The 16,356-nt window shown below is 41.5% G+C and carries 14 protein-coding genes; 12 read left to right on the top strand and 2 right to left on the bottom strand.

Annotation, left to right across the window (positions count from 1 at the left end; all coding sequences use genetic code 11):
• Position 1: 1 nt before the first annotated feature.
• The 8 genes from RUMCAL_RS04580 (at position 2) to RUMCAL_RS04545 (ending at position 9,430) form a co-directional block, all read left to right on the top strand.
• Complete coding sequence (locus RUMCAL_RS04580; protein ID WP_021681408.1) at positions 2–1,114, top strand: siphovirus ReqiPepy6 Gp37-like family protein; 1,113 nt, start codon at positions 2–4, stop codon at positions 1,112–1,114.
• A 2-nt stretch (positions 1,115–1,116) separates the two neighbouring features.
• Positions 1,117–2,502, top strand: coding sequence for a leucine-rich repeat domain-containing protein (locus RUMCAL_RS04575; protein ID WP_040647003.1), 1,386 nt, complete (start codon positions 1,117–1,119; stop codon positions 2,500–2,502).
• Positions 2,499–4,115: a collagen-like protein gene (locus RUMCAL_RS16190; RefSeq protein WP_021681406.1), complete on the top strand. Its 1,617-nt coding sequence runs from the start codon at positions 2,499–2,501 to the stop codon at positions 4,113–4,115. The genes RUMCAL_RS04575 and RUMCAL_RS16190 overlap by 4 nt, the downstream gene beginning before the upstream one ends.
• Before the next feature lie 5 nt (positions 4,116–4,120).
• Positions 4,121–4,582: a phage holin family protein gene (locus tag RUMCAL_RS04565; protein ID WP_040647002.1), complete on the top strand. Its 462-nt coding sequence runs from the start codon at positions 4,121–4,123 to the stop codon at positions 4,580–4,582.
• Positions 4,563–5,561: a peptidoglycan recognition protein family protein gene (locus RUMCAL_RS04560; RefSeq protein ID WP_021681404.1), complete on the top strand. Its 999-nt coding sequence runs from the start codon at positions 4,563–4,565 to the stop codon at positions 5,559–5,561. The genes RUMCAL_RS04565 and RUMCAL_RS04560 overlap by 20 nt, the downstream gene beginning before the upstream one ends.
• A gap of 362 nt (positions 5,562–5,923) precedes the next feature.
• Entirely contained in the window at positions 5,924–6,208 is a 285-nt protein-coding gene (locus tag RUMCAL_RS15845; RefSeq protein ID WP_169725981.1) for an SHOCT domain-containing protein, read from the top strand.
• 25 nt (positions 6,209–6,233) lie between these two features.
• Entirely contained in the window at positions 6,234–7,877 is a 1,644-nt protein-coding gene (locus tag RUMCAL_RS04550; protein WP_021681402.1) for a recombinase family protein, read from the top strand.
• Positions 7,865–9,430, top strand: coding sequence for a recombinase family protein (locus RUMCAL_RS04545; protein ID WP_021681401.1), 1,566 nt, complete (start codon positions 7,865–7,867; stop codon positions 9,428–9,430). Before RUMCAL_RS04550 ends, RUMCAL_RS04545 begins: the two co-directional genes overlap by 13 nt.
• A 68-nt stretch (positions 9,431–9,498) precedes the next feature.
• Here RUMCAL_RS04545 and RUMCAL_RS04540 read toward each other — a convergent pair whose 3' ends face one another.
• On the bottom strand, positions 9,499–10,575 hold the full coding sequence (locus tag RUMCAL_RS04540) for an FUSC family protein (RefSeq protein ID WP_021681400.1): 1,077 nt from the start codon (positions 10,573–10,575) through the stop codon (positions 9,499–9,501).
• A 3-nt stretch (positions 10,576–10,578) separates the two neighbouring features.
• Positions 10,579–11,019, bottom strand: a complete 441-nt coding sequence (locus RUMCAL_RS04535; protein ID WP_021681399.1) for a MarR family winged helix-turn-helix transcriptional regulator — start codon at positions 11,017–11,019, stop codon at positions 10,579–10,581.
• 357 nt (positions 11,020–11,376) lie between these two features.
• On the opposite strand from RUMCAL_RS04535, the gene RUMCAL_RS04530 reads away from it, so the two are divergent.
• From RUMCAL_RS04530 to RUMCAL_RS15840, 4 genes are all read left to right on the top strand, one after another.
• Entirely contained in the window at positions 11,377–13,047 is a 1,671-nt protein-coding gene (locus RUMCAL_RS04530) for a class I SAM-dependent DNA methyltransferase (protein WP_341349357.1), read from the top strand.
• A 53-nt stretch (positions 13,048–13,100) separates the two neighbouring features.
• Positions 13,101–14,621 (top strand): SIR2 family protein, encoded by a 1,521-nt coding sequence (locus tag RUMCAL_RS04525; protein ID WP_040647001.1) that lies wholly within the window; start codon positions 13,101–13,103, stop codon positions 14,619–14,621.
• Between the two features lie 326 nt (positions 14,622–14,947).
• Complete coding sequence (locus tag RUMCAL_RS04520; protein WP_040647000.1) at positions 14,948–16,039, top strand: amidoligase family protein; 1,092 nt, start codon at positions 14,948–14,950, stop codon at positions 16,037–16,039.
• 1 nt (position 16,040) lies between these two features.
• Positions 16,041–16,356 (top strand): class II glutamine amidotransferase domain-containing protein (locus tag RUMCAL_RS15840; protein WP_021681394.1); only part of this gene is annotated, 316 nt, incomplete at its 3' end.

Below are 16,356 nucleotides of genomic sequence, written 5' to 3'. Positions count from 1 at the left end.
AATGCAAATTGAAATATACAACATGATTCCCATAGAGGACAAACTCTCCATAACCCTGGAGGCTGTGTGTGACAGCTTTTCTTCGCTGCTTTGGGATATTGAATACTATGCCTGCGGTGTATTTGAAGTGTACATTGCGGCATCTACGAAAAATATTGAAATCTTCCGGACAGGCAGAATTGTGGGTCGTGATGATGATAAAGAACACTACGGACTGATTGAATCGGTACAGCTGGAAACAGATGCAGAGGACGGCGATTATCTCATTGTGAGCGGTCGCTTTTTAATGTGTCTTCTGGAAAGAAGAATCATTTGTCCTACATTCAACTTTACAAAGAAAGTTTCATACGCACAGATTGTGAACAATGTGGTTTATTACAACGCCTGCAGAACAGGTGCGAGAAAGATTCCGGGGCTTTCGATTGGTGATTCTTCCGGTTCTTGCTGGAAACAAGATACTAAACTGCAAATCAGCTACGATAACCTTATGAAATGGGTATACACCATCTGTGAGAAAATCGGTGGGACTGCCAATATACGACTGGCAAAGACAACCGATGAACAGTATGAAATGCTGCTGGAATTGTCAGAGGGTACAGATAGAAGTATCTTACAAGATGATAACCCACATATTGTTTTCTCAGATGGATACAACAATCTGCTTTCATTTTCCTATTCCACAGATAGTTCTGTGCAGAGAAATTATGCCTATATATTGGGTAAAGGCGAAGGAGAAGAGAGAAAACGCACCACATATTGTGACGGCGATGAACCGGAACACCTTGACCGCTATGAGGTGTATGTTGACGCAAAGGATATGGCGGACGAAGAACAGGAAGACGGCGAAACCAAGCCAATTCCCAATGATGAATACATTAACCTTTTACAGGAAAAAGGCAAAGAAAGTATGGTGCAGCCACTTGTGGTTTCCGAATCGCAGATTGCGGTACAGTCTACGCAGTTTCAGTATAACAGGGACTATTTTGTTGGCGATTTTGTTACCGTAGAACACCGCAGATTTGGTCTGAGACAGAATAAAATACAGCTGATCGGTATGATTGAAAGCTTCGACCAGAACGGAAGAAATCTCACACCCACATTCAAGGAGGTATGACTATGGCATTTTCATATGGATTTTTCAACGCAAAGAATCTTGACAGAACGTATACTGCCGAGAATTTCTGCGATTATCTTGGCAGTATCATCTGCAACGGCATTCAGGATAACTACGGTCAGTGTTTCAAGCTGACAGCAAACAAGCTAAAGCTGACCATTGGCAGCGGTAAGGCGTGGATAAACGGACATTACTTTCTTTCCGATACGCCGTATACCTATGATTTATCAGGCTATGTGAATGAATCTCTGGGCAGATATTTATCAGTGGGTATCTGCTGTAATACCGGCGAAAATTATCGTAAGATAGAGTTTGAAATTCTATCCGGTACGCCTGCCACATCGCCGTCAATTCCAAGATTCAAAGATACAGAAACCAAAACATATCTCACCCTTTGTGCCGTCAGGATTGATGCCGGTGCAGCAGAAATCAAAGTGACGGATTATCGAGAGAATACAACCTACTGCGGTTATGTCCGATGTATTCTCGGAAAATGCAAGGTCACGGATATGATGTCACAGCTTTCGGAGATTACAGCACAGATAAAGGATTACAATTCAACCATTCTTCAGCTGACCAATCAGGTGGCAGAACTTGCAACAAAGGTAAATGAAATGACCGGAGATGTGGTTTCAGTGGGCAAATGCGGCGCTGATATCAATTACGTTCTCTATTCTGACGGCAGACTGATTCTCAAAGGCACGGGGGCAATGTATGATTATGTAGGTGCATATGAAACAAGCGGAAACAAATCTCCGTTCTGCGAAAATGATAACATCACTTCTGTTGTCGTCTCAGAGGGCATCACAACGGTTGGTGAATATGCATTTCAATACTGCAACAATCTGAAAATAGCCGCTCTTCCGACAACGCTCAAAACCATCAAGCGAAATAGTTTCATACCGCACATTGATGAATATCTGGTTCATCAGAATCTTTACGGACTGACTGAAATTACAATTCCGTCTAAAGTGACCGAGATTGCAAAGTTCGCCTTTTCAGGTACAGCTATCAAATCCCTTACCATTCCTGCATCTGTTACAACAGTCGGTGAACAGGCGTTTGGAGAATGTCAGAAGCTTGAAACTGTTCGCTACAGCGGTAAGGTTATCGGTGACAGAATGTTTGTACGCTGTATCAAGCTGAAGAATTTCACGATCACCAAAAGCACAACAGAACTTATCGGTGGCTGTTTCAACTACTGTGAAAGCCTCACGCAAATCACCTATGAGGGCAGTCTTGCTGAATGGAACGCTGTGAAAAAGAACACAAACTGGGACGGTCATTCAAGCAGTACAGTAGATAGTCCCCTTGTCAAAATTCAGTGCCTGGATGGATATATGGAATATGATGCAGATACGGAAACGTGGAAGGAAGTGAAGGCATGATAAAATTTCTTGTAAAGGGACAGAACATCGAAACGCTGGAGCATGAGGTCATTGCAGCTGATCAGATTGCTTTTGTAAAGATACATTTTGTATTTGATAACAGCTGGAAACCCCTGCATAAAGTGGTGCAGTTCACACAGGACGAGTTCACTTACAACAGAGTTCTCGGATTTGACGAGACAAGCTGTCATCTGCCGGCGGAACTTGCAGCCGGTGCTGTGAAGATGTCTCTTTTCGGTTATGACGCAGAATCATCTGAAACAGTCAGGGCAACAACGGTTGTGAAAACCCTGCATATCAGACCATCTGGTTTTGACGGTGAAAGCAGCAATGTACCGCCAACGCCTGACCTATACCAGCAGTTGCTTCAAAAGATAAGTGAAAAAGGTGCTGACGGCAAGTCTGCATTTGAGATTGCTGTAGAGAATGGCTTTATTGGTACAGAAGCTGAGTGGCTTGAGAGCTTAAAAGGTAAAGACGGAAAAGATGGAGTTGACGGAAAAAATGGTCAGGACGGTAAAGATGGAATTGATGGAAAATCTGCATATGAAATCGCCATTGCAAATGGCTATTTTGGCACAGAATCTGAATGGCTTGAGAGCTTAAAAGGAAAAAACGGTATTGACGGACAACCCGGCAAAGATGGAATTGACGGGACAAATGGACAGGACGGTAAAGATGGCATTGACGGTACGCCCGGAACTGACGGAAAATCTGCATACATTATTGCTGTAGAGCATGGATTTACCGGAACAGAAACTGAATGGCTTGAGAGCTTAAAAGGTAAAGACGGTACCGACGGACAGCCCGGAAAAGATGGAGTTGATGGTAAAGATGGCGTCACGCCTGATATGTCGGATTATCCGAATAAAGCAGATTTCGAGGCTTTACAGCAGAAATTACAGTCTTTGCAGGATAGCACTATGGACTACATCATGGGGCTTACAAGCAGATGCGACTCATTTGATACAGAAATTCAGGAAATAGACGCCAATGCTCAGCAGCTAAGAGATTCTGTTCAGTTTGATTTTCAGACAAAGGAAGAAGAAATCCTCGCTCTTGAAACCAGAATTATCGCTCTTGAAAGCCGTTCCGGCATCGAATACATCACGGTCTTTTCTTCCGGCAGTGATGCTTTGCAGAAATATGGTGAGAGCGTCTACACCTATTACAACGACGGTTACCGTTCGCTTGCAGGCTTTGCGGAAAGCTATCCCCATTTCTGCTGTACAGAGAATGACTATGCTTTGTACTTCAATCAGTCTGATTTCAGCTGGGCAGGAACAGTATTTGTGCTTTGCCTGACGCCTGTTGCTCTCACTTCTTCTATGAATCTGATTCTCAGTTATACAGTCGGTGCGTCACAGGACGCTGAATTTTATCTGGTGAAGAAAACCGACAAGACCGGGGCTGAACTTGCTCAGTATATCTATGAGGAAATACAGGCAGGAAATGCAGTAACTTTACAATTCAAATGGCTTTATTCCGATACATATATTTCCGTGATGCAGTCATTGGAAAACGTACCGGATGGAGAATATTATCTTGCCTTCAAAGGCACATCGGATAATTCACATCCGATGATAAAATCAATCAAATTTATGGGAGGATGATGTTTATGAAAGAATGGATCTGTACAATTGCAGGCATTGTAGGCGGATTTATTGCCACGCTGTTTGGCGGATGGGACTCGGCTCTTGCAACACTTGTAGTGTTCATGGGTATCGATTTTGCAACAGGTCTCGTCACTGCAATTATGGGAAAATCCAAGCACAGCAAAAGCGGAGCACTCAACAGCAAGGCAGGCTGGATTGGTCTTGCGAAAAAGTTCTGTATTCTGCTGATGGTTGTGGTTGGTGTGAGAATTGATATTCTCATCGGCACAAACTACATACGTGACGCAGTCTGCATCAGCTTTTGTCTGAACGAGCTGCTGTCTATTGTAGAAAACACCACACTGATGGGCGTACCCTATCCGCCGGTATTCAAAAAAGCAATTGATGTTCTGCAAACCAAGGTTGGCAGAATGGAAGAAACAACTGACAAGGAGGAATCTGATCATGGCAATTCTGAAACCTGATAACACATCTACTCTGAATGGAGTAAAAATCAACGAGTATCTGCTCACCAAACACAATCCAAACAGTATAGCAATGCCCACCGTTTCTATGGAGGGCAAAGTTATCGGTATCACTGTTCACAATACCGATTGGATTTCGGTAGCAAGCGGAACTACTCCTGCAGAACAGTATACCAGAGCAACTTACAATGGCAATATGAAAGATGTCAGGGTGCATTATTATGTGGACAACACCTGTGCGTGGCAGAATCTACCTTTAACGCTTAGTGGCTGGCACGCCGCTGATGGAAGCGGCAACGGCAACCACAGAACGATTGCCATTGAATGCATTATGTCATCTGCGTATAATTCTACGGATAAGAAGTCGGAAGACAACTGTGCGAGACTTGCCGCAGCACTTCTGAAGAAGTATGGTCTTGACATTAATCACCTCTACACTCATACCCATTGGCTGAATGTACGTGACGGGAAAAGTGGTACTGTGGACTATCTCAATACTGCAAAAAATTCTTACAAGATGTGTCCTGCCTACATTCTGCCACATTGGGCGGAATTTAAGAAGAAGGTCGAATCTTATCTGAATACTGGTTCTACAACTTCAAATCCTACACCTGCAAATCAGCTTTACAGAGTAAGAAAGTCCTGGTCTGACGCTAAGAGCCAGATTGGAGCATATTCTTCTCTGGAAAATGCAAAGAAAGCCTGCAAGGCAGGTTACAGCGTTTTTGATAATTCAGGCAAAGCGGTATATACCGTTGCTGAAAAGACATATACAAAAGACACAAAAATTACGCTGAACAATGTCACTTTGTATTCCTCCAGCACAGCCAAAAACGGAACAAAGAAATCCGGAACGTACTATCTCTATGATGGACAAGTGATAAATGGCAGAATGCGTATTACAAATTCTTCTGCAAACTGCGGAAAAACACCTACCGGTTCTTATGTGACCGGTTGGGTGAACAAGGCTGACATCTGATAACGATCCCCACGAGATATGATTTTTTCATATTTCGTGGGGATTTTTTGTTTTTCGGTACTCAAAAGCCATATTTCCGTCCTATGTAAAGTAGGAGGTGGTTTCAATGACAGATGCACAAAAATCTACTGTACTCACATTGCGTTCAAAGGGAATGTCGTTTTCTAAGATTGCAGAAACTGTAGGATTGTCTGTCAACACGATAAAATCCTTTTGCAGCAGACATAAAGGGCAGTTCTGCCTTTGCTGCGGCGAGCCAATCACGCAGCCGCCAAGAGTACGTCAGAAAAAGTTCTGTTCGGATAAATGCAGAATGAAGTGGTGGAATGCTCATATAAAAGATGTTAACAGGAAAGCTATGTATGATTTTATCTGCTCAAATTGTGGTAAGCCTTTTCAGGCATACGGCAATAATCACAGAAAATACTGCTGCCACAGATGTTATATTCTTGCACGATTCGGAGGTGAAAAAGATGGATATTCAGAAGGAAGCCATGTACCAGGTGACGATGGGCATTGTAAAGAAGATGTTTCATGCAAATCTGATTTCGGAGGATGAATATCGTCAGATTGATACAATGTTCAGGGAGAAATACGAGCCGAAAATCGGCACATTATTCGTTGACTTAGAGCCTGAACAGCGGTAATATGTGTAGTGAAAGGAGAGCTGTTATGCGTAAAATCATCAAAATAGAACCTACGGAGCCCGTATTGCCAAGGCGAAAGCGAGTGGCTGCTTATGCTCGTGTATCAATGGAGTGTGAACGCCTTATGCATTCAATGTCAGCACAAATAAGCTACTATAGCGAACTGATACAAAAGAATCCCGAATGGGAGTATGCAGGAGTTTATGCTGATAATTTTATATCAGGAACAGAGACCAAGAAACGGCAGGAGTTTCAAAGAATGATTTCTGACTGTGAAAAAGGACTCATTGATATTATCCTTTGCAAGAGTATATCACGATTTGCCAGAAACACCGTGGACCTTCTGGAAACGATACGGCATCTGAAAGATATCGGTGTTGAAGTACGATTTGAAAAAGAGAACATCAATTCCTTGTCGGGTGATGGCGAACTGATGCTGACCATTCTCGCCAGCTTTGCACAGGAAGAAAGCCGTAGTCTTTCTGAAAATGTAAAGTGGGGCATTCGGAAACGCTTTGAAAAAGGTGATCCATGCAATCGAAATCCAATACTCGGCTATGAATGGGTTGATGACAAACTGGTCGTTGTCCCGGAAGAAGCAGAAATTGTAAAGAGAATATTCCGAAACTTCCTTGACGGAAAATCAAGGCTGGAAACGGAACGGGAACTGAATGCCGAAGGTATCACAACAAAGAGAGGATATCGCTGGATAGATTCCAATATAAAGGTTATTCTGACCAATATCACGTATACAGGCAATATGCTTCTGCAAAAGGAATACATTACCGACCCGATTACCAAACACCGAAAGAAGAATAACGGCGAACTGCCAAAGTACTATGTGGAAAATACGCATGAAGCCATTATAGATATGGAGACTTTCAGGTGGGTGCAGGAGGAAATGGAAAGAAGGAAAAAGTTAGGCCCTCTGGCAAACAAATCACTGAATACCTGCTGCTTTACAGGAAAAATCAAGTGTCCTTTCTGCCATAAAAGCTATATGCATGAAATCAGAACAGACCGAGGTTATGCAGAATACTGGCTTTGTGGAAGCCGAAAGATAAAAGGCGGTCGCTGTACTGTCGGCGGCAGTATCAATCATAAGCACTTGCAGGAAACCTGTGCAAAAGTACTTGGATTGCAGGAATTTGATGAGTCTGTTTTTCTTGAACGTGTGGATGTTATTTACGTTCCGAAGCGTGAAACATTAGAGTTTCATCTGAAAGATGGAACAGTTGTAACGGAAGCGTGTAAAAACACAGGACATCAGGACTGCTGGACGGAAGAACGAAGGGCTGCAACTTCCTTGAAACGCAGAAATGGAAAAAGACCGAATCGGGCGGATATGACTTGTTTCTCAAAAGTGATTAAATGCGTAAGGTGCGGATGTAATTTCCGGAAAGGCACACGCACCTCTGCAAATGGCGACAAAGTTAGTCACTGGAGATGTTCGGAACATAAAGGATGTAATTCCGCAAGTCTTCGTGATGATTTGCTGCGTACTATGGCAGCACAGGTTCTCAGCATTGATGCATTTAATGAAGAGGAGTTTGAACGGAGAATTGACCATATCGATGTGGAAGAAGACAGACTGAAGTTCTATTTTCGAGATGGTCATTCTGTAACGGAGCATTGGCCAATACCAAGGAGGAAAAAATGCCAAAAATAACGAAAATACCTGCATCAATCAGCCGATACACATCAGCACCGATTGATGCACCTGTCAAGCGTAAGGTTGCTGCCTATGCTCGTGTGTCAACTGACAGCGAAGAACAGTTAACTTCATACGCTGCTCAGATAAGCTATTACACTGAATACATAAAAGGACGTGAGGACTGGGAGTTTGTTGGGGTGTACACTGATGAGGGTATCAGCGGTTGTTCCACCAAACGCAGAGAGGGCTTTCAGAGAATGATATCGGACGCAATGGCAGGAAAAATTGACCTTATCATAACAAAAAGTGTGAGCCGTTTTGCAAGAAATACCGTTGACAGCCTGACAACTATCCGGCTTCTGAAAGAAAATAACGTAGAGTGTTATTTTGAAAAGGAGAATATCTGGACGTTTGACGGCAAAGGAGAACTGCTCCTTACCATTATGTCGAGTATAAGCCAGGAAGAAGCACGTTCTATTTCAGAGAATGTAACCTGGGGACACAGAAAGCGTTTTGCCGATGGTAAGGTTAGTGTTGCCTACAGCCGGTTCCTCGGATATGACAAAGGCTCCGATGGAAAAATGGTTGTGAACCCGGAACAGGCTGAAATTGTAAAGCTGATATACCGTCTGTTTCTTGAAGGCATGACACCGCATACGATTGCTATTCATTTAACAGAGAAAGGCATTAAAACGCCCGGCGGAAAAGATAAGTGGAATGCAACTACAATCCGCCGTATTCTGACAAATGAAAAGTACAAAGGTGACGCACTCCTTCAGAAAGAATTTACTGTGGACTTTCTGACTAAAAAGACAAAGAAAAACTGTGGTGAAATACCGATGTATTATATCGAAGATGACCATGAAGCCATTATCGATCCTGCAGTATTTGATATGGTTCAGCAGGAAATGGAGCGCAGAAAGACAGGAGCATCACGCTATAGCGGTGTCAGTATCTTTTCAAGTAAAATTAAGTGCGGTGAATGCGGGGGATGGTATGGTGCAAAGGTCTGGCACTCCACCGACCAGTACCGTAAAGTTATCTACCGCTGCAACAACAAATATAACGATGAGCGCTGTACTACACCGCACATCATGGAAGAGGAAGTAAAGACTGTGTTCCTGAAAAGCCTGAATAAGCTGCTTGCCAATCGGGATGAACTGATAGAAAACGTAAAGCTGATTTGTGATAAGCTGACTGATACATCAGAACTGGAAGCCGAAAAAGAAAAATATGCCGAGGAAATGTCCCTTGTTGCGGATATGGTTCAGGCGGCAATGCTGGAGAATGCTCGTATCGCACTTGATCAGGAGGAATACCGGCAGAAAAATGATGTCCTTTCCGCACGATTTGAGGCAGCAAAGAAAAAGCATGACGAATTGGCCATGCAGATTGAAGAAATAGAAACACGAGGACAGAATCTCCGTCACTTTCAGGAAACGCTGGAATCCTTAAACGGACAGGTGACTGAATTTGACAGCACTCTCTGGGGTTCATTGGTTGATTACATCACGGTTTATGAGAACGGAGAAAAAACAGTTACTTTCAGAGATGGAAGTGTGATATAGAGGAATGATAAAATAAAGGGTCTGCTGCAGTATCTGCGTACTGCAACAGACCCTTTTTGTTTGACTCCTTAAGAGGTAGTGGATATGCGTTTTGGTCTTTCAAATATCTGATTGATAAAAAGAAGAAATGGATCAAATACCCGATTAAACAGCCACATATAAATTGAGCCAAATACATTTGTAAAAATACGAAGTAAAACTGCATAGGCAAGACCAAAAGTTGGTACAGCCACTGTAATTGCGCTGAATGCATTAAATGCAGATTGCCATACATAGCTGGCAGAGAATCCAGTTCCGATTCCTCCAATAATTCCAAGGCAAGGACGAATTTCTTCCGGCAAAATCAAATATGCAATGAAAAAGATTGCACTGCCTAATATATTGCCTAAAACACGGTGCTTTGTGCGATATTCAACATCTTTACGAAATGGTATCAGAACGGACATTGCGGCAATACCAATCCAGTATACTCTCGGAACATTGAGAAGTGCAGCGATTAACATTGCGCTGGAAATGCCCACAGAAAGACAGATTTGCCATCTGGTACGGGAAGAAGAAAGATGAATCTCTTTAAATAAGTCCATGAAGCTGCGTTTATATTCCACCTTGCGATGCTTAAAATATAGAATAGAGGCGGTCAAAACAGCTCCGATCAAAAGACTGATCAAACGCATCTGGTATGCTTTTCCGCTTACATCATAACCAAACAGGAGAAGATAGGAAAGCACAAAAGTGGAATGGTTGAACATCGTAATGTTATGACATCCTATCAGTGCCAGAGCGAAAATGCAGATGAGATTGATGCAGAATGACAATCCGGTGGGAGCGAGATTAGACAGCTTCGGACCAAATGCAAGAATACCATAGATGAAAAGAATTCCAAGTGTGCCCTGAGAATTCTGGATTCCAAGGTCGGAATATCGAAATGCTAACACGCAAAGCAGTACAACCACACCGGCAATGCTGTTTTCATTGCCAAAAAGTACAGAAAATAATGTGACAAAGGAAACACAAAAAGCAACAACCAGTGCAATTTTGAATAGATAAACAGCAATATGCTTACATTTATCTTTTGGATTCTTAAAGCTTGCAATATACGATTTTGAACCTGCCTGGTTGAGTTGAAGTTCCTGATAAAAATTCATAAGTTACCTCCCATTTTTCATCATTAGATCATTAGCTTCTTTAATGTATTTTATTAAGGCCTCGAATTTTTCATCTCCGAGAATTTTTCGAAGCCGATAAATAGGCTCCAGATAATACTGGTATGTCTTTTCCAGCTCCATTGTTCCTTTGGCAGTACAAAGGAGCGTATAACTTCGTTTATCATTTGAATTATATTTCTTTTGTAAAAGTTCTTTTCGTTCAAGATGTTCGATTAACCGGCTCACTGCAGATTTGCTTAAGTCTGTCAGTACCGTTAATTCAAGGGGTGTCAGTTCTGCGTCCGATAATACAATACGGGAGAGAAAATCCAGTTCCTGCGCAGATGTAATGCCGCCTTTTTGGGCACGCTTTATTTGAAGACTCGTAAAAAGCCGAATTTCCTGTGCTTTTTTCATCATTTCTATCCAGCTCATGTCTTTCATACCTCATGCCTCCTTTTTACCAGAAAATATAGTTCACAATGTAAACTATCCAGCAGTATACACCTATCAGATAAATTTGTCAAGCTTTTGAGATATATTTCTGAAGATTAAATAATTTTTTCTCTTTGGAGAGGAATCTTTCGTGCGATGTGATGAAAAGAGGAATATGCTTTGACTGGGTTGATTCTTTGCTTGGCACCTGAACAACGGTGCTGCCGTATTTTTTAAGAAAAACATCTTGAAAAAATGTGCGAAATTGTTTATAATATACTTATAACAAATTTCACAGTTCATCGGTGCATCATTCGCTCAAATGCACCCAGTAATCTACAAATGCAACCGCTTGGGTGCATTTTCGTGTATGCGTTAAATTGTATCACTTTCGGTACGGCAATAGATCCTGCGGCAGGTAGCGGAAACTTCCTGACAGAAACCTACATTTCTCTCCGTCGTTTGGAAAATGATGCACTATACGAGGAGCACCGTGGTCAAATGATGCTGGGCGGCGAGGGCGAATATAACCCGATTCAGGTTTCCATTGGACAGTTTTACGGCATCGAGATCAACGATTTTGCGGTGACGGTTGCAAAAACAGCCCTGTGGATCGCAGAAAGCCAGATGATGCAGGAAACAGAAAAGCTGATGCAGATCAATCTGAATTTCCTGCCGCTGAAATCCTATGCAAATATCGTAGAAGGCAATGCTCTGCGGATTGACTGGGAAAGCGTTGTGCCGAAAGAAAAGCTGAATTATATCATGGGAAATCCGCCGTTTGTGGGTGCAAGATTGATGAACACCATACAAAAGGATGATGTTTTATCGATATTTGATGGTGTTAAAAACAACGGAAATCTTGATTATGTTTCCTGTTGGTATAAAAAAGCGGCGGATATGATGACAGGAACAGAAATTAGAACGGCTCTTGTTTCTACGAATTCCATTACTCAGGGAGAACAAGTTGCAATCCTTTGGAAAAACCTGTTTGAGCATGGGGTTCATATTGATTTTGCATATCGTACTTTCCGTTGGGATAGTGAAGCAAGTTTGAAAGCTCATGTGCATTGTGTTATTGTTGGATTTAGCAAAGCATCAAATCAAAAACCAAAGCGGATTTTTGATGGTGGCTCTGTAAAGATTGCGAAAAATATAAATGGTTATCTTATTGAAGCAGATAATATTGTTATTGAAAGTAGAACTAATCCTATATGTAAAGTAAATACAATTAGAATGGGCAATCAGCCTATTGACGATGGAAATTATATCTTCACAGAAGAAGAAATGGCAGAATTCATTAGAATAGAGCCTAAATCAAAACCGTATTTTCATCTTTTCTATGGGTCGAGAGAATTTATTAACCGTATTCCTCGATACTGCTTATGGCTTGGAGATTGTTCGCCAAAAGAACTGCATTCTATGCCAGAATGTATGAAAAGAATTGAAAATGTCCGTCAATTTCGCTTATCAAGTAAAAGAGCAAGCACGCTTAGACTCGCTGATACACCAACAAGATTTCAAACTGAAAATATGCCCACCACAAATTACATTGTAATTCCAGAAGTATCCTCACAGAATCGTCGATATGTGCCAATGGGCTTTATGACACCGGATATTATGTGCAGCAATAAAGTGAGACTTATACCTAATGCGACTTTATATCATTTCGGTGTCCTGACATCTAATGTTCATATGGCGTGGATGAGAACAGTGTGTGGAAGATTGAAAAGCGACTATGATTATTCTATCAAAATTGTCTACAACAACTTCCCTTGGTGCAATCCAACACCTGAACAAAAAGCAAAAATCGAGAAAACCGCTCAGGCAATCCTGGACGCAAGAGCACTTTACCCCGACTGCTCCCTTGCCGATCTCTACGATGAAACCACCATGCCGCCGGAACTCCGCAAGGCACATCAGGCAAACGATTTCGCCGTGATGGCTGCCTACGGCTTTGACCGGAAAATCACAGAGAGCGAGTGCGTGGCGGAGTTGATGAAACGGTATCAGGAGTTGGTGAAGGTAAAAAAGTAGAATATTTATCTAATTTAAAAGGAAAATGATACAATCAATAAAAGGAGTCAATTTTGGATATATCGACTTTTATTTCTAACTTTAAGAATCACCCTGTTTTGTTTGTAGGTACTGGCATGAGTCTCAGATACTTAGAAAACTCATACACATGGGATGGACTTTTAGAGCACATTTCACATGAATTGTTTGAAAATGATGAAAGATATTTAGATATAAAGGCAAATCATCTTTGCAACGGAGAATATCGTTACGATGAGATTGCCACAGATATTGAAAGAATATTTAATGAGGAATTAGGAAAAGACCGGAATGGAAAATTCAAACATATCAACGATATGTTTTATGACCAAATGAAAAACGGCATACAATTGAGCAGATTTAAAATATACATTTCTGAAATATTCAGCGAGATAAAAATCAATCCGGAAAAAAATGATGAAATTGCTGAACTAAAGAAAATTAGAAAAAATATAGGCTCTGTCATTACAACTAACTATGATAAGTTGATTGAAACATTATTTGAATTTAATCCACTTATAGGAAATGATATTTTATTAAGCAATCCATATGGATCCGTCTATAAAATTCATGGATGTGTTGATGCACCAGATAAAATTATAATTACTCAAAATGACTATAACCTTTTTAACAGACGATATGAACTCATAAGAGCACAGTTGCTTTCTCTGTTCATTCATAATCCAATTATATTTATTGGATATAGCATAGGTGATGAAAATATAAGAAATATTTTAAAAACTATCTTTGATTATGTTTCAAGTGATTCGGAACTAGCAAAGAAAATACAAGCTAACTTTTTGCTGATTGAATATGAAGCAGATTCAGACAGTACAGAAGTGTTTGAGCATGATATAACTATCAATTCTCATACTACTATTAGAGTAAACAAAATAAAAACAGATAATTTTATTGCAATATATCATGCTTTGTCAGAATTGCAATTGCCTATTTCGGCTATGGATGTTAGAAAAGTACAGTCGATAGTGAAACAGATATATGAGGGTGGAGAAATAAAGGTACGAATAACAAATGATATTGATGATTTAGATAATTCTTCTAAAGTTCTTGCAATTGGTAATATACATACAATAAATTATGTTTATCAGAATGTAAATGATATGATTTCTAATTATTTTAATATCATTGAAGAAGAAAACGTTCAAGTATTAAATTTGGTAGACAAACAAAAAATTCAAGAAAACCAATATTTTCCTATATTTGGGTTTAGCAAAATTAACAGCTCAATTCAAAATGAAAAAATTTTGAAGCAGAATCAAAAAAACAAGCTGAAAAGACTTGTTCAAGGCATGAATAATGCTTGTAAAACCAAGTTTAATGCCATAGAAGAAATATTTTCAACAGAAAACGTAGTTAAAAGTAATCAAATAAATTGCCTTGTTTATTCCATTCTTACTGGTGCGATCAGTTTGGATGAAGCAGAAAACTATTTAAAGCAAAGAACAGATAAGAAGACCACAGATTATAGAAAGGTATTATGTGCTTTTGACTATATGAAATACAAAGATGAAACAGATGAAATGATTCAGTCATAATGACACTCATCAGCACTGACGTGCAGTCCGATTGCATCGAGCAATGTCCCTGTTCCTCATCCAAGATTCGTCACAGTGCCACTCTCTAACGAGAGAAATCAAAACTAAGATCTCATCCATATATATTTAAATTTATATAAATATTATCTAATATATATAATATAATATATATAGTCATGAGATTATCAAAAATCAACTCCAATTTCTCCGGAGAAAGCAAAGAAGTCTTCCTCCGTATCAACCCCCAACCTCAAATATATATTATAATTCCGGTAAGGTAAATTCTTTCAGCCTTACCGGAATTTTTGTTTTTGGAGGAACTTGAAATGGAAGAAGAAGTAAGAATTTGCGACTACTGCGGAAGAGTGTTTGTGGAGGAAGAAGGCACACCGGTAGACGATGAACTGCTCTGCGACGATTGTGTCGAGGAACACTGCGTCACCTGTGACCATTGCGGCGAAACCATCTGGGAACAAAACAGCGTCTCCGATGAAGACACCTGCCTTTGTCAGGACTGCTTTGATGCCCACTACTACCGCTGCGAATCCTGCGGACAGATCGTTCCGGAAAGCATTGTCTGCTGGCACGGCGACCTGCCCTACTGCGAAAGATGCTTCGACGAGTTTGAGGACGAAATCGAGGAATACGGCTACAAGCCCACACCCATTTTCTACGGAAACGGAAAGCGATACTTTGGCGTAGAACTGGAAGTGGATGAAGGCGGCAAGGACAACGACAACGCCGCAGCTCTCAAAAGCATCGCCAATGTGCATGAGGAAAATATCTACATCAAATCAGACGGCAGCTTGGAAGACGGTTTTGAGATCGTTTCCCACCCCATGACCTTAGAGTACCACACAGAGAAAATGAACTGGAAGGAACTCCTTCGGGAGGCAGTTTCCATGGGCTATCGTTCCCATCAGACATCGACTTGCGGTCTGCACGTTCACGTCAATCGAAATGCTTTTGGCGACAATCAGGCAGAACAGGAAGATGTTATCAGCCGGATCCTGTTCTTTGTAGAAAAGCATTGGAATGAACTCTTTACGTTCAGCCGCAGAAGCAGCTACAACATGAGCCGTTGGAGTGCAAGATTCGGCTTTGAAAAGACCGGCAAGCAAATCTTGGAGAAAGCCAAAAGCGGCTGCAACGGCAGATATGTTGCAGTCAATCTCAATAACTACCACACCATTGAGTTTCGATTGTTCCGGGGCACACTCAAATACAGCACCTTCATCGCCACATTGCAGATGGTCAACCACATCTGTGATGCGGCGATTTCTTTGTCTGAGGAAGGGATCGATGCCATGAGCTGGTCGGAATTTGTAAGCTCCATTCGGGAACCGGAACTGATCCAGTATCTGAAAGAGAGAAGACTGTACGTCAATGAAATGGTAACAGAAAGCGAGGAGATGTAACATGTGTGCAGTGTTTGGATTTTTAGACTACAAGGAAAAAGTGAGCAATGCTGTTTTGAAAAAGCTGATACACTACCTCTCTGTCGCTGCGGAAGTCCGTGGCACAGACGCAACAGGCATCGCCTACGTCCGGGGCAGCAGCATCGTCACCTACAAAAAGCCGAAGCCGGCACACAAGGTCAAGCTGTTCTTCCCCAGAGGGACACGATCGGTCATCGGGCACACCCGGTTCACGACACAGGGCAGCGAGAAACGGAACTGCAACAACCACCCGTTCGATGGACACTGCGGCACAGAGGCGTTCGCCCTCGCCCACA

This window comes from Ruminococcus callidus ATCC 27760 (assembly GCF_000468015.1).
In the GTDB taxonomy this organism is placed as follows: Bacteria; Bacillota; Clostridia; order Oscillospirales; family Ruminococcaceae; genus Ruminococcus_C; species Ruminococcus_C callidus.
Note: the sequence above shows the minus strand (reverse complement) of the source record. Positions and strands in the feature narration are given on the sequence as shown.

What these genes read in the sequence shown, in the direction of transcription:
- RUMCAL_RS04580 (WP_021681408.1), top strand. Translation starts at nt 2, where the DNA reads ATGCAAATTGAAATATACAACATGATTCCCATAGAGGACAAACTCTCC.
- RUMCAL_RS04575 (WP_040647003.1), top strand. Translation starts at nt 1,117, where the DNA reads ATGGCATTTTCATATGGATTTTTCAACGCAAAGAATCTTGACAGAACG.
- RUMCAL_RS16190 (WP_021681406.1), top strand. Translation starts at nt 2,499, where the DNA reads ATGATAAAATTTCTTGTAAAGGGACAGAACATCGAAACGCTGGAGCAT.
- RUMCAL_RS04565 (WP_040647002.1), top strand. Translation starts at nt 4,121, where the DNA reads ATGAAAGAATGGATCTGTACAATTGCAGGCATTGTAGGCGGATTTATT.
- RUMCAL_RS04560 (WP_021681404.1), top strand. Translation starts at nt 4,563, where the DNA reads ATGGCAATTCTGAAACCTGATAACACATCTACTCTGAATGGAGTAAAA.
- RUMCAL_RS15845 (WP_169725981.1), top strand. Translation starts at nt 5,924, where the DNA reads ATGATTTTATCTGCTCAAATTGTGGTAAGCCTTTTCAGGCATACGGCA.
- RUMCAL_RS04550 (WP_021681402.1), top strand. Translation starts at nt 6,234, where the DNA reads ATGCGTAAAATCATCAAAATAGAACCTACGGAGCCCGTATTGCCAAGG.
- RUMCAL_RS04545 (WP_021681401.1), top strand. Translation starts at nt 7,865, where the DNA reads ATGCCAAAAATAACGAAAATACCTGCATCAATCAGCCGATACACATCA.
- RUMCAL_RS04540 (WP_021681400.1), bottom strand. Translation starts at nt 10,575, where the DNA reads ATGAATTTTTATCAGGAACTTCAACTCAACCAGGCAGGTTCAAAATCG.
- RUMCAL_RS04535 (WP_021681399.1), bottom strand. Translation starts at nt 11,019, where the DNA reads ATGAAAGACATGAGCTGGATAGAAATGATGAAAAAAGCACAGGAAATT.
- RUMCAL_RS04520 (WP_040647000.1), top strand. Translation starts at nt 14,948, where the DNA reads ATGGAAGAAGAAGTAAGAATTTGCGACTACTGCGGAAGAGTGTTTGTG.